The organism is Sphingosinicella microcystinivorans, from assembly GCF_003634215.1.
Classification (GTDB): Bacteria; Pseudomonadota; Alphaproteobacteria; order Sphingomonadales; family Sphingomonadaceae; genus Sphingosinicella; species Sphingosinicella microcystinivorans.
The window spans coordinates 156,981-171,058 of sequence record NZ_RBWX01000010.1 but is presented as its reverse complement, the minus strand read 5'-3'; the positions used below and the strand labels follow the sequence as shown (position 1 = coordinate 171,058).

The 14,078-nt window shown below is 63.7% G+C and carries 9 protein-coding genes and 1 tRNA gene; 3 read left to right on the top strand and 7 right to left on the bottom strand.

From position 1 onward, the window contains the following. The first annotated feature begins 49 nt into the window (after window positions 1–49). Entirely contained in the window at window positions 50–757 is a 708-nt protein-coding gene (locus tag DFR51_RS15395; RefSeq protein WP_160119250.1) for a type 1 glutamine amidotransferase domain-containing protein, read from the top strand. 39 nt (window positions 758–796) lie between these two features. Here the strand turns inward: DFR51_RS15395 and DFR51_RS15390 are convergent, their stop codons facing one another. The 5 genes from DFR51_RS15390 to DFR51_RS15370 form a co-directional block, all read right to left on the bottom strand. Further along, window positions 797–3,484, bottom strand: a complete 2,688-nt coding sequence (locus tag DFR51_RS15390) for a LuxR C-terminal-related transcriptional regulator (protein ID WP_121052824.1) — start codon at window positions 3,482–3,484, stop codon at window positions 797–799. Between the two features lie 40 nt (window positions 3,485–3,524). Then, a complete protein-coding gene (locus tag DFR51_RS15385; protein WP_121052822.1) occupies window positions 3,525–4,349 on the bottom strand; it encodes a DUF4440 domain-containing protein in 825 nt (274 codons plus the stop codon). Window positions 4,350–4,359: 10 nt separating this feature from the next. After that, complete coding sequence (locus DFR51_RS15380; protein ID WP_121052820.1) at window positions 4,360–6,513, bottom strand: TonB-dependent receptor; 2,154 nt, start codon at window positions 6,511–6,513, stop codon at window positions 4,360–4,362. A gap of 284 nt (window positions 6,514–6,797) precedes the next feature. Further along, window positions 6,798–6,872: transfer RNA gene (locus DFR51_RS15375), tRNA-Gln, on the bottom strand. A 90-nt stretch (window positions 6,873–6,962) separates the two neighbouring features. After that, the gene (locus tag DFR51_RS15370; RefSeq protein WP_121052818.1) at window positions 6,963–8,015 is read right to left on the bottom strand and encodes an MraY family glycosyltransferase; all 1,053 of its coding nucleotides are present in this window, start codon (window positions 8,013–8,015) and stop codon (window positions 6,963–6,965) included. Window positions 8,016–8,139: 124 nt separating this feature from the next. On the opposite strand from DFR51_RS15370, the gene DFR51_RS15365 reads away from it, so the two are divergent. After that, window positions 8,140–9,138 carry an NAD-dependent epimerase gene (locus tag DFR51_RS15365; RefSeq protein WP_121052816.1) on the top strand — a complete coding sequence of 333 codons (999 nt, stop codon included), beginning with the start codon at window positions 8,140–8,142 and terminating at the stop codon, window positions 9,136–9,138. A gap of 5 nt (window positions 9,139–9,143) precedes the next feature. Beyond that, the gene (locus DFR51_RS15360) at window positions 9,144–9,881 is read left to right on the top strand and encodes a YdcF family protein (protein ID WP_121052814.1); all 738 of its coding nucleotides are present in this window, start codon (window positions 9,144–9,146) and stop codon (window positions 9,879–9,881) included. Here DFR51_RS15360 and DFR51_RS15355 read toward each other — a convergent pair. Together DFR51_RS15355 and DFR51_RS15350 are read right to left on the bottom strand one after the other, a co-directional pair. After that, on the bottom strand, window positions 9,876–11,153 hold the full coding sequence (locus tag DFR51_RS15355; protein ID WP_121052812.1) for a nucleotide sugar dehydrogenase: 1,278 nt from the start codon (window positions 11,151–11,153) through the stop codon (window positions 9,876–9,878). The genes DFR51_RS15360 and DFR51_RS15355 overlap by 6 nt on opposite strands. A gap of 46 nt (window positions 11,154–11,199) precedes the next feature. Continuing rightward, window positions 11,200–14,055, bottom strand: a complete 2,856-nt coding sequence (locus DFR51_RS15350; RefSeq protein WP_121052810.1) for an SLBB domain-containing protein — start codon at window positions 14,053–14,055, stop codon at window positions 11,200–11,202. Between the last annotated feature and the right edge of the window lie 23 nt (window positions 14,056–14,078).

The window sequence follows — 14,078 nt, the reverse complement described above, 5'->3', positions numbered from 1 at the left end:
GCCGCTTATGGTCCTTCCATTCCAATCAGCGGAGCAAGCGGAGCCCGACATGCCCAAGAAAATCCTGTTTATCGTCACCTCGCACGGCGAGCTCGGATCGAGCGGCAACGCCAGCGGCAGCTGGCTTGAAGAGCTGGCGACACCCTATTGGCAGTTCGTGGACGCCGGCTTCGAGGTCGCGATCGCGTCGCCGAAGGGCGGCAAGGCGCCGATCGATCCGATGAGCCTTGAGGATGCGTGGATCAGCGACAACGGACGCCGCTTCCTTGGCGATGCGACCGCATCGGCGAAGATGAACGGCACGCAGCCGCTCGAAAGCATCGGCGACGAAGGGCTGGACGGAATCTTCCTCGTCGGCGGCACCGCGACGACGTGGGACTTCCCGCACAACCCCGTGATCAAGCGCCTCGCCGAAACGCTGTTCGCGCGCGGCGATGTCGTCGCGGGGATCTGCCACGGCGTCATCGGACTGGTGCAGACGGTCGACCCGAACGGCGAGCCACTGGTGAAGAACCGCAAGCTCACCTCGATCAGCAACGCCGAAGACGTGATGATGGGCGTCGACAAGATCGTGCCCGTACTTCCCGAAGACATGCTGCGCAAATTGCGCGCGATCTATTCGGCGGCGCAGCCCTTCGGCGCACACGTCGTTTGCGACGCACCGTTCTTCACGGGGCAGAACCCTGCCTCCGCCGAGCCGCTGGCGAAGCAGATTATTGATCACCTCGAACGGAAAGCCGCGGCTGCCGCTGCCTGAACCGATCCGGGGGCGGCGCTGCTGCCCCCGATCGCGTTGCTATCCCCCGACGGGTGTGGCGCCGACGAGCGCGCGGTAGCGCGCCAGCGCCTGCGTGCGGTTCTGCGCGCTCAGCTTCCTGTAGATATTGCGCAGATGGAATTTGATCGTCGCCTCGCTGAGACCGAGACGATGGGCGGTGACCTTGTTGGGGTGGCCCTCCCCCATGAAATGCAGAATCTGCCGCTCGCGCGCCGTGAGCGGATCGCTGGACGCCAGCGCCGGGTCAGTGCCCGCGAGCGGAATGTCGCCGCGCTGCGGATCGGGCGTCGACCAGCCCGGCAGCTCGGCGAGATAGGGCTGAAGGGCCGCGCCCGCCTCCACGAACAGCCGCGCGGGTAGCAGCCCCTGGCAGTGCCCGCACGCCGCCTGCAGCTTCGCGCGAACGAGCGCGGGCTTCGCTTCGGCATGGTGGATGCGCGCCCAGGCGATATCGATCTCGGTCGCGAAGCGTAGCGCCGAGGTACGCCCGACCTCCTCCTCGGCGACGCGCAGCCAGTGCGCGGCCTCGTCGAGACTGCGCGCCGACGTCTGAAGTTCGGCAAGCGCGAGCAGGCCACCGATGCGCTCCTGCCATGTGAGGGGAACGCCTGCTCCGCCGAGGAAGGCGCCGCCCGGAAGGCCGAGCGCCTCCACATCTCGCCATGCCTTGTCCACAGCGCCGCTGCGCGCCTCGATGAGCGCGCCGGTGAGACCCATGTTCCATGCAAGTCGCGGGGTCTGCAGCCGTTCGCTGACCTCGACCCCGTTCGCGAGAATCGCGCGCGCTTCGTCCAGCCTGTTCGCCGCCGCGGCGGCGCGCGCGGCATAGCGATGCGCCCAGAGCTGCACCTCCACCCACGCCTCCACCGCGCCGACCATGGCGGCGAGATCGAGCGGATTGGCGTGGAGATCCGGCTTGCCGAGTTCGAACTGGATGCTGGTGCGCAGCATCTCCGTGAGCACGCGCAACCGCTGGTCTTCCGGGAAGAACAGCCGCACCATCTTCTCGCCGAGCGCGGATTCAGCGAGCGCGCCTTCGAGATCATTGCGCCAGAACTGCGCGAGCATCCGGTGCACATGCATGAACAGCGCGCCGAAAACGCTCTCCGTGCCCGCGTAATCGATCGCGGCTTCCACGGCCGCGCGCTCCGCCTTGACGAGGTCGCCGCCGCAGTAGCTGTTCCACGACCGGAGGATATGGACCTGCGCGCGGCCATGATGATCGCTTGGCGAAGCTTCGGCGATGTAGCGTTCGAGCGCGGCTTCATCCTCGGCGCTTGCCCGCTGATCGAGGAAGCCGTTGACGAAGCCTTCAGCGATCAAGAACTGGCGTTCGATCAGAGCGGTATCGATTGCGGTCTCCGCGTTTTCGAGCTGGAGCCGCACCGACTGGAGGCGCTCGACCGCGTCGACGATGCGGCCTTCATGTGCGCTGACCACGGCGAGCGAGAGCTGTGCGCTCGGGCAGCGCGGATCGGCGGCGATGCCGATCGAATCGAGCATCAGCCGCGCCGCCGCGATGCCCTGCCGCGTAACGACGGTGGTCGCGCCAACCTGCTCGATGAGCGCGAGCGCGCGCTCGCGTTCGCCCGCCTCGATCGCATGGCGAAGCGCTTCCTGAAACAGACCGCGATCCGCGAACCAGTCGGCAGCACGGGCGTGGAGCGCGGCGCGTTCCTTCGCGTCCATGAGCGCGAGCCGATCATCAAGGAACCGGCGCAGCATCTCGGGGAAATGGAATTCCTGCGTGTAGAGATCGCGGAGCAGCAGGCCTTCGTCGTGATAGAGCTTTTCGACCAGCGATAGCGCCACATTCCCGACGAGTGCCTCGGCAAGCGAAAGATCGAAGCGTTCGACGACGACAAGGCGGCTCATGGCGGCGCGGAGATCGGGATCGAGCGTGCTCAGCACTTCGTCGCGGAAATAATCGCCGAGCCAGTCCTGCCACGTGCCGCAATCGTGCCCGGGGCGCGGCGTGTGATCGAGCGACCGCCGCGCGAAGGCGACCGCGACGGCCGAACCGCTCGTGCTGGCATGGAGGCGGCGTGTGTAGAGCTCCGGCACCTGGTTCGAGAGCAGTGCATGAATTTCCGCGGGCGTGAAGGCGAGGTCGCCGGGGCCGATCTCGAGGAGCTGATTGCGCGCACGGAGGGCGCCGAGCGGAAGCTGCGGGCGGCGGCGCGACGACAGCACCAGGCGGAGCGCAGGCGAATGGAGGAGCAGGCTCGCGAGGAACCCGCAGGCCTCAGGCGTGTCGATCGCCTCGCAGCCGTCGAGGATCAGGATGGGCTTGCGCGCAGAGCGGTTGACAGCGGCGGCGAGCCGGCGGGCGGAGGCCTCCGGCGCATCCGGGGAGAGGCCCGGCGCGATTGCGGCGAAGGCTTCGGCGAGATCGTCGTACCCCGCGTGCGCCAGCGCTTCGGCGATTGCGGCGATGAGCAGCGCGGGGGCGCGGTCCGACGCATCGAGCGTGAGCCATGCCGCCGGGCGTTCCATCTGGCGCAGAAGGTCGGCCCACTGCGTGAGGAGCACGGTCTTGCCGGAGCCCGCGGGGCCGCGAACGATGGTGAGCTGGCGCAGCAGGCTCGCTTCGGTCAGCTCGCGCAGCAAAAGCTGGCGCCGGACGAGCGGCACATCGCCGCGCACGGGGCCGAAGCGATGCGGCAGCGCGGCAGTATCGGCTTCAAGGCTGTGATCGACCGGCATCGCTCCCTCCCAGCCCCGTCACATCAAGCCCGGGAGCCTATCACGAAAGCGCGCCCCACGCGAAGAAGTCCGTATCCACGCGCCAACCCTTGGCGGTGCGGCGCCAGAGGATCGTGTAGCGGACGAGTGTCGGCGCCTCGCCGGCCGCCTTCGGATGCACGGTGGATTCGCCAAGTTCGAACGCGATGTCGCCGCCGCCGTGGCTGACCTCCACCTGCCGGAGGTCGCACGCCGAGAAGCCGTCCATCAGGCCGCGGAAGACCGCAATCGCAGCGTCGCGGCCTTTTTGCAGCGGCGTGTCGGGCACGGCGATGCGGGGATCATCGACGTAGTAGTTCGCGACGAGGCGTTCGGGATCGCCGCTACGGAAGTCCGCCTCGAACTGGTCGCTCGCCGCGCGGATCGCCGCTGCCACGTCTTCCGGACCGGGTGTAGGTGCGCCGCCGACAAAGGCTTCAATCTCGTCGAGCAGGCCGTTCTCCATCGTCTCCCATTCCCGGCCCCAGTCGTCGTCGGTGGTAACGCCGACGAAGCTGTTGCGGATGACGACGTCGCATGCCGCCGGCCCGCAAGGCGTGATGCGCAGTTCACCGACATAGTCGGTGACCGGTAGCGGCCCGCTATCGACGATGCGGTAGCCGTATCCATAGCCGGCAGCGTCGATCCACTCGAGACGTTCGCGGACCGGTGGGCCTTCCGCAAGGTGTATCCACTTGGTGGCGCCAACCTCCGCGCCCTCCCCTTCGAACACAATGCGCTTGAAAAAGCCGCCTCCGGCGAGCTTTTCCATGCCGCGCCACGAAATATAGCTCCAGAGCGTCTCCGCCGGTGCGTTGAATCGGCGGACGACCTGTGCATTGCCCATAATCACCCCCCTAGAAGCGCAGCTTGGCCTGCACACCCCAGCGCCGTCCCGGCGCCGCGGCGGAAAGATCGCCCGCGCCCGCGCCACTCCATTCGACGGGTACGAACTCGATAATATAGTTCTCGTCGAACAGGTTCTCGACGAAGCCCGCGAGCGACAGTCCGCCCTTGCGCAGCGTGAGACGCGCGTTCACGAGACTGACGCCGCTGCGCTTGTCGGTGTTGTCGACTTCCCAGTAATAAGCGCCGCTGGAGCCGTTCAGCTCCACACGCGGGGTGATCGACATGTCGTCGCCGAACTCGTGCTCGTACTGCGCGCCGAAGGCATAAGAGAGCTTCGCCATCTGCGGCAGCTTGTTGCCGGTGTAATCACCTGCCGAGGGAAGACCCGCGAAGACCGAGGTGTCGTAGCTGATTATCTTCGAATCCGTGTAGCCGATGGAGGCCGATAGATCGAAACCGGGCACCGGTCGCGCGATCACCTCCGCCTCGAAGCCGTAGACTTCCGACTTTGGAATCGGGTTCGTGAGCGTCTGCGCCGAGTTGTTGACGTCGAGCGTGTAGACCTGACGATCCTTGATGCGCGTGTAGAAAACGGCGCTTGTGAGGGTCAGCTTGCGATCGAGCGCGCTCGCCTTCAGCCCGACCTCGTAGTTCCAGTTCTCTTCCTTGTCGTAGGAGCGCGTGATGATATCGAGCGGATTGAAACCGCCGCTGCGGAAGCCCTTCGCAACGGTCGCGTAGACCATCGAATCGTCGTTCCAGAACCATGTCGCCGAAACCTTCGGCTGCAGGGATTTGAACGTCCGATCATATTCCGGCAGCCCCGGTGCGGCACGATCGATCTGATTCCTGTCGTCCACGTCGTAGCGCAGCGCGCCGGTGAGCTCGAGGCCCATATCGAAGCGGTAGGAGACCTGCCCGAACGCCGCGTAGGCCTTGTTGTGATCGGTCGAACGGCTCTGCGCGAACAGGAGCGGCGCAAGTTCCGGCGGCAGGCCGAACAGCGGCAGAAAGTCCGCGCCGAGGAAAATTTCCGTATCGAGCTTCTGGCGCGTTTTCAGATAGTAGAGGCCAGCGAGCCACTTGAAGCGCGTGTTGCCTGTGGAGGCGAGCCGCAGTTCCTGACTGAAATTGCGCGTCTTCAGAGTCTGCTGTCCGATGATGCCGTCAAGCGGGCTGAGATCGAGCTCCTCGTCGATGTACGACGAGACCTTCGAATAGGCCGTGACCGACGTGAGCGTTGCAGCACCGAGATCGATATCCACCTTCGCGGAGGCATCGTTCAATATCCGCTCCGCCCACGAGGGATAGTCGCCGATGTAAGGACGCGGCTCGTTAATGTCACCGCCGGGCGGCACAGAAGCGTACCAAGCCGCGCCTGCTTCGGTCTCAAGCCGCGAATAGCGCAGATCGACCGAGACGACATCCGACGGCGTGAACAGCAGGCTGCCGCGGATGTTCTTGTCCTTCGCCCAGTTCGCTTCCTTGGAACGCGGCGCGTTGACGCTTTCGATGTCGCCGTCGAAATCGCGCAGCGACCCGGCCAGGCGGAACAGCAACTTGTCGGGAACAATCGGGCCGCTGATCGCGGCGGACAGGCGCCAGTCCTGCCCCGTGCCGTAGCTTCCCTGGATGAAGCCTTCGAAATCGTTCGTCGGCTGCTTGGTGGTGATGTTGATCGCGCCGCCGATGGCGTTGCGGCCGTAAACCGCGCCCTGCGGTCCCTTCAGAACCTCGATGCGCTCGATATCGAACAGGTCCTGCGTGATCTGATAGGCGTTGCTGAGCTGCACGCCATCGACAACGACCGCGATCGGCGGCTCGCCGTTGCGCGCCTGCCCCACACCGCGGATCGTAAGCAGCGCGACGCCCGGCTGCTGCGCCTCGACAATCGAAAGGTTCGGCACGCGAAGCGCCACGTCCTTCACGTTATCGACGCGCGTCGCTTCGAGCGCTGCGGCGGTAAAGACGCTGATCGAATCCGGCACATCCTGCACGCGCTCCTCACGCTTGCGCGCCGTGACGACGATCTGTTCGACCTCTCCCCCATGCGCGGCAGTATCGCTGACGCTTTCCTGCGCCCATGCCGGTGTGGTGACGATGGTTGCAACGCCAGCCAAAAGGCAGGCGCACGTATAGTTCAGGCTAGATTGTCTCCGCATCCCACTTCCCCTCCGCATCCGCCGGCGATGCTCCCGATCGCTTGGACTGTTCTGCGCCCTCTGTTCGGCGACCTTGGTTCTAGCCCGAGGGCGGGGCGAGGCTCATCCTATCTTTTGGGAACAAATGAACCGCGTTGCCGCCTATCCGGAGGGATAGGTGGGGGAGAGAGGCGGCATGGCATGGGGAGAGCGAGGGACCATTGCGGCCCAAACCTGTTCAACCGCGCTAAGGGACTTTTCCACGGACCCGCCATCATGGGATTAAGGAAAGTGGTGAAAAGGCTTGGCTGGGGCGGGAGGATTCGAACCTCCGCATGGCGGTACCAAAAACCGCTGCCTTACCGCTTGGCTACGCCCCAATGCGATGCTTGAAACGGCGAACGCCGTGTTTGCGGCGGCCCTTATAGCCGCTGCTTCAGCTTTGGGAAGAGGTCGCCAAAGGGTTTGTTTCAGGCGTTGACGCCGCTACGAACCGTACCGCCACGCGTCGACGCGAACAGCGTCGCCACGTACATCACGGCGCCGAGGCCGAGCAGCGCAAGGCTGTAGGCCGGAAACAAGACGCCGAGGAAATTCGGCAGCGCCACCAGCACTGCATAAATACCAAGACCCATCGGCCAGCCCCAGCGCGCATGCAGATAGTGATGGAGGTGGTTGCGGTCTCCCGAAAACGGACTGCGGCCCTGCGCGACCCGCCAAGCCATCAGGCGGACCGTATCGAGCACAGGGACCAGGAACAGCAGCGCCACCTGCCCAGCGTCGAATGTCGCGAAACTGTGGTTGTAGGCATAAATGGCAAGCAGGCCGAAGATCGCCGAAATGCCGTAGCTGCCGCCATCGCCAAGAAAAAGCGCGCCCTTCATGTTGAACCAGAGCATGACAATGAGGCTGCCGGCGATGCCGAACAGCAGCGGATCGAAGGGCTGAGGGTTGCGGGCGAACAGCACCGCCGTCCAGATCAGCGACAGCGTGAGCACGATGCCGTTCTTGCCGTCCGCCATGTTGACCGCGTTCAGAAGCCCAATGAGGCAGAGAAGCGTGAACAGAACCGAGGCCCATGAAGGAAGCAGGACGAGCTGATCGACCCCGGCGAAGCGCAGGAAATCCACGCGGAAGTCCGGCACTTCGAGGATCGCCAGAACGAGCACGAACGAGGTCAACGTCAGCCTTACGATCGGGGACAGACCCATGCGATCATCGGCGAGGCCGACAAACGCCATCGCCCCGACCGCGTAACCAAGCCACATCACCTGCCAATCCAGGAGTGCGGAATCCTTGGCGAGGAGGTGATAAAGCAGCAGCGCAGAAACTTCGAATGCCAGTACGACGGCAAGGCCGCCGACCAGCGGCGTCACGCGGGCGTGACGCTTACGACCGCCGAATGGATCGGGATAATCGAGAAGGCCGAGGGCGCCGCCAACGCGGCCGGCGTTTTGCCCCACGAAAAGCGCGATCGCCACGCCTATGGCTGCGCAGAGCATGTTCAGGCTCATTGCGGTCATTGCGGTCTTGGCCCCTTCATCGTCAACGCGGTCGACCTTACCGTTGCGGCACGGCCAGCGCTACGCTAACTCCCCTCAGTGCAGCGCCGAAGTGCAACGGCTCGGCTTTACGCAGGATGAATCAATGACTTTTCTCGTGACCGGAGCCGCAGGTTTCATCGGCTACCACCTTTCTGAACGGCTACTTTCGCGCGGTGAGCGGGTCATCGGAATCGATAACGTTAACGACTACTACAGTCCGAAGCTGAAGCGTGATCGTATCGCAGATCTGAAAAGGCGTCACAACGGCTTTACCTTCATCGAGCAGGACTTCGCGGACTTCGACGGGCTGAAAACCGCGCTTGCGTCGCACCGGGTCGAGCGGATCGCCCATCTCGGCGCACAGGCGGGCGTTCGCTACTCTCTGACGAACCCGCATGCTTACGTGCACTCCAATCTCGTCGGGCACCTCAACCTGATGGAGTATGCGCGGCATTCGGACAGTGTCGAGCACCTCGTCTATGCCTCGTCTTCGTCGGTTTACGGCAAGAACGAGAAGCTGCCGTTCTCGGTGGAAGACCGCGTCGACCAGCCGATCTCGCTCTACGCAGCCACCAAAAAGGCGGATGAGCTGATGAGCGAGACCTACAGCCACCTCTATCGCCTTCCGCAGACAGGCCTCCGATTCTTTACGGTCTACGGCCCGTGGGGGAGACCCGACATGGCGATGTGGCTGTTCACCGATGCCATTTTGAAGGGTGAGCCGATCAAGGTGTTCAACAGCGGCGATATGCGCCGCGATTTCACGTACGTCGACGACATTGTTTCGGGCATCGTCGCCTGCCTCGACAACCCGCCGCCCGACGACGGTAGCGTGAAGGCCGGCGGGTCGGTGACACCGCACCGTATTTACAACATCGGCAACCACCGTTCCGAAGAGCTGATGCACATGATCGCCGTGCTCGAAAAGGCCGTGGGCAAAACCGCGGTCAAGCAGTTCGAGCCGATGCAGCCCGGCGATGTGAAGGACACGTTCGCAGATATTTCCGCGATCGAGCGTGATCTCGGCTTCCATCCGACCACGTCGATCGAAGAGGGTATCCCTCGCTTCGTCGACTGGTTCCGCACCTACCACGGCGTCTGACGGGCGTGTCGCTGAACTACCTGCTTTGGGCGCTTTTCGGCCCCGCGGGCTGGTTTGTCTGGCTGATACTGCTGACGGCGACCTTCCTGCTGAACGGCGCTCTGCGGCCTGCGCGCGGCGCCATCGTGCTTCTGGCGCTCTGGACACTCGTGTTCGCCATACTGCCGACGGGCAACTGGCTGATGAGTCGGTTGGAGGCAGCGTATCCTCGCCCAGCGGCCCTGCCAGAGCAGATTGACGCTGTAGTGGTACTCGCCGGAGCCGAACGTCTGCGCGCCTCGGCGCTTTCAGGTTCGTTGGAATTTGGCCCACACGGCGAGAGAGTGAGCGAGGCGCTCCCGCTCTCGCGGGCGTATCCGCAGGCAAAAATCTGGATTGTTGGCGGCGTGACGCATGAAGGCAGCCGCGACGTCGACTGGACGGCCGACTATTGGCACCGGGCAGGCCTGCCGCAGGGGCGTATCGGCAAGGTCACCGGAACGCTCGATACCTGTACCAACGCGCGCGGGATTGCTTCGGCCCTTCCTGGAAAGCGCGTACTGCTCGTCACGTCAGGGTTCCATATGCCGCGCGCAATGGCGTGCATGAAAGCCGCAGGCGTCGATGCCGTTGCCTACCCGGTAGACCGGCAGGCAAGCGACCGCGAATTCTCGCCCGCATTCATCGAAAATATCGAGCGCGCGGACCTTGCGCTCCACGAATACGTGGGCCTCGCTTGGTATCGATTGAGTGGCCGCCTATAGCTGCCAGCGAGCGATCGCGGCGGGCAACGCCTTACCACGCAGTGCGCCCTTGATGTCTGCGACAAGGCCGCCGTCCTTCACGAGGCCGCCGATCACAGCAGGGTCCATCGCCAGATACTCGGCGTGCGGAACCGCAAGAACCACCGCATTGTAGCGACGCGAGAGCGCATCGGCGTCCAGCGTCAGATGGTATTCGTGCACGGCTTCCTCAGGGTCTGCGAGTGGATCATGCACCGTGACGTTGTGACCCAGCCATTTCAGGCGCTCGATGACATCGACCACCTTCGAATTGCGAAGATCGGGTACGTCCTCCTTGAAGGTGAGGCCCATCACGAGAACATCCCCGGCCTTGCGGAGACGGTCGTGAACTTGGTCCGCAACGTAGGCGCCCATGCTGTCGTTGATCGAACGACCCGCGAGAATGACCTGCGGAAACTGGCCAAGCTGCTGAGCCTTGTAGCTGAGGTAGTAGGGATCGACGCCGATGCAGTGGCCGCCGACAAGGCCCGGACGGAACGGCAGGAAATTCCATTTGGTGCCGGCCGCTTCAAGCACGTCGTATACGGAGAGGTCGATCTTCTGGAAGATCTGGGTGATCTCGTTCACGAAGGCGATGTTGATGTCGCGCTGCGCGTTTTCGATGACCTTTGCCGCCTCTGCCGCCTTGATTGAGGCCGCGCGGAACACGCCGCCGGTCGTGACCTTGTTGTAAAGCGCCGCCACCTTCTCGAGCACTTCGGGGCTTTCGCCCGAAACCACCTTGATGATCTTGTCGACAGTGTGTTCGCGGTCGCCTGGGTTGATGCGCTCCGGCGAGTAGCCGAGGAAGAAGTCGTTGCCCTGCTTGAGGCCGGACACCCTTTCGATGAGCGGGCCGCATATCTCTTCAGTAACACCGGGATAGACCGTGCTCTCGTAAACGATCACTGGCTTCGAGCCCGCGGTGATCGCCGCCGCGAGCGCGCGCGTTGCGCCTTCGACGGGACCGAGATCGGGCTGGTTGGCGCCGTCAACCGGCGTCGGCACTGTCACAATGATGAAGGCGGCGTCCGCGCAGGATGCCATGTCGGACGCGTATTTGAGGCTGCTGGCCTTCAACGTGTCGCTGTCGATCTCACGCGTCGCATCATGCCCGTCTTTCAGCGCAGCGATGCGGGCGGCGTTGATATCGACCCCCGTCGTGTCGAAATAGCGCGCCAACGCTACTGCCAGCGGCAAACCGACATAGCCGAGGCCGACGACGACCACCTTCGTTGCAGCATCAAGGCTCATGCATTCATTCCCACAGGTTCGGCGGCGGGCAACGCGCCCGCTGCGACTAGTTGTTCCGGTCCGCCAGAATCGCGATAGAAGCGACGGCGGTCGCCAATTGCCCGAAAATGGTTGCTACATCACGAACGATACCAAGAGTCCTGAGCGGTTGCAGGTTCTTCGGCACGATGATCGTGCTGCCCGGCGGCACGACGACATTGGAACGCCGCCAAAAACTGGACCGGACCGGCTGCGCGCTGCCGTTCGGCAGAACCAGGAACACCCGACCATCGTCCGCCGTGGACTGCGTTCCGCCAACCTCCGAGACATACTCCGAAACCGACTTTCCCGGCTGGAACTGGACGGCGCCCGGGTTGGAGACATCGCCAAGCGCGAGCACGTAAGTCGGCTTCTTGGGGATGTGCAGCGTGTCACCGCCATCGAGTATGGGATCGAGGTCAGGTCGCTGGGCAAGCACGCGGGGATCGGCTTCAACCACCATGCGCCCGACAGCCTCGGTCTCTGACAAGGTCTTGATCAAATCCCCCGCAGCGATAATCGATTGCCCGTTCACATTTTCCTGTGCCGCCAGAGCAAGCAGCGAGGTGTTGAGTTCACGCGCGGTACGCTGGAAGCCATCCTGCTGCTGTTCCCGAACACTCCTGCGCGTGAAGACACCGCCATAGGGATACGCCTGATCGGTGAGACCGCCAGCACGGGCGATGAGCTCCGAAAGCCGCTCGCCCTTGCGGATCGTATAGAGGCCCGGACTGTTGAACTCTCCCGTCAACAGCACCGCACCGGCTTCATAAGCCGCATTGTTCGCCGTAATGCGGATGTCGTCGCCAGCGCTCACAAGAACATTGGCAAGCCGGTCTTCCTGACCCGGCGCCATTTCATAGCGCGTAAACGGCCCGCTCGCCGGGGTGATATCCAACACAGGGCCACGCACGTTTGCCATGACACCATCAGACGCTGAGACAAGTGCATCGGCAGAGATCGACCCTGCCACGGGATAGGCACCCGGTCGGCGAACGGCGCCGCCCACGCTGACGCTGTGCTCGATCAGGACAGGAAGGAGTTCTGGAACATCCTCGAACACAGCAGGGCACTCGCGATTCTTACGCGCGAGTTTTTCGGCATCCGATTCTTCAATCTCGTTCCGGTCATATTGCTGGTCTCGATCGCTCTCGCCCCGCGTCCGGGCCGCCACACGCTCCATCCTCTCGACGTCCTGCAGGGGCCGTGTACGAACCGCCTCCAGCGATTCATTGGATCCGCTCGTTCCCGCACCAGTAAGCGCGCGTCCGGCGCTTGCGGCCACGTCGCGTCCCTCGCGCTCGACGGTGATCGTGCCGCGCGTAATGACGTTAAAACGAGGTGATTGCGTATCCGCAACGAGACTTTGGAGCTTTTCAAGCGCGTAGCATTGCGGCTTCGGGTTGTCCTGCCCCAGAATAATCTGGCGTGTGGCGCTTGAGTTCAGGAAGGCGATGTCCTCGGCACTGAACACATACACACGATCATCGCCGCGAAGCGCCACGGGGCGACTGCGATCAAGCGCGCTGCGCAGGTCTGCCGCTTCATAGGTGCGCATACCGGTGAGTGCATTGCGCCGGATGATGATCGCCATTGGCATATAGGTGCCGAGTTGCAAATCCTCGGGCCTGCCAATCAGATCGGCGAGCGTCGGGACAGCGGCAAGCGCTCGCGCGCCGGGATTTCGGACGTGGCCGGCAAGCATGACTCGATCAAAGGCTGCACCTGCACTGCCCGAAAGCACCTGCACTCCATCCCCCGACCAGATAGCGGCGGCTGTTCCCTGCGGACGGACGAAAATCTCGCGCCCGTCGTCTCCGATGCGGCTGATCGAAATCTGGTATCCGCGAGGGTAAAGCGCGCCGCCGGCATAAGCGATGACATCGCTGACGCTCGCCGAGCCCTGAATCTCGTAGATTCCAGGGCGCGCAACAGAACCGGTGACGGCGACCGTATTGCCCACCACGGGTACAACGATGCGGTCGCCATCCTGCACGCGGATACGCGATGCCGTTCCGATACCGAGCAGTCCGTAGAGATCGACCGTGCGTGTCACCCCGCCCCGGACGAGACGGATGTTCCGAAGACTACCGGCCTTGCGGACACCTCCAGCAAGCGCAATCGCGTTCGCGACGTCGGACAGCGCAGTGACCTGATATTGCCCCGGCCGCTCGACCTCGCCGCCAACGAGCACCGTCGCCGAACGCACACCGCCCAGCGAGACGAACACGTCGGTACCAAGCAGGTTCTGACGCGTGGCCTGGGATAGCGAAGTGCGTACCGAACCCAGCGTCCGGCCCGCAGCGCGGATGGGAGGCAGGCTGCCGACAATCAGCCGACCATCCCGGGCCACGCGCGCGCTTTGACTGTTATTTGTGGCGCCCTGAAACGTGACGACCAGTTCATCGCCCGGCCCAAGTACGTAACCATCGGAAACCTCGCCCGTTACGGGGCCGGAACCCCCTTCGGAAACGCGGAACAGATCATAGCCAAACTGCCGAAGCGACGGATCGCCAAGCCGCTCCCGATACTGTTGCTCGACCGGTGACGGCAGATAGAGGGAATTCAGCTGAATCCTTGATTGCTGGCGGCGGAGTTCGCGTTCCTCGCTGGTCTGGTCCGTATTCGACGGCAGCGTGACGCGCCTGTTCTGTTCGCGTGCCTGATCGAGCTGTGCGCCAGCATCTTGGGTGCCTTGGAGCCGCCCCTGTAATTGCTCGATCACGCGCGGATCGACCTGCGCCGCAGCTGGAAACGCCAAACCGAGAATCAGGACGAGCTGCAGTGATCGCCGCACCGCTCCCACCGCCCAAGCATGTATTGCACTCGACGCCGCGCGCACGATTGCCATGCCCAGCCCTCTCCCGATCAAAGTGGTTGTCATGCCTGATAGATAGGCGAGAAATG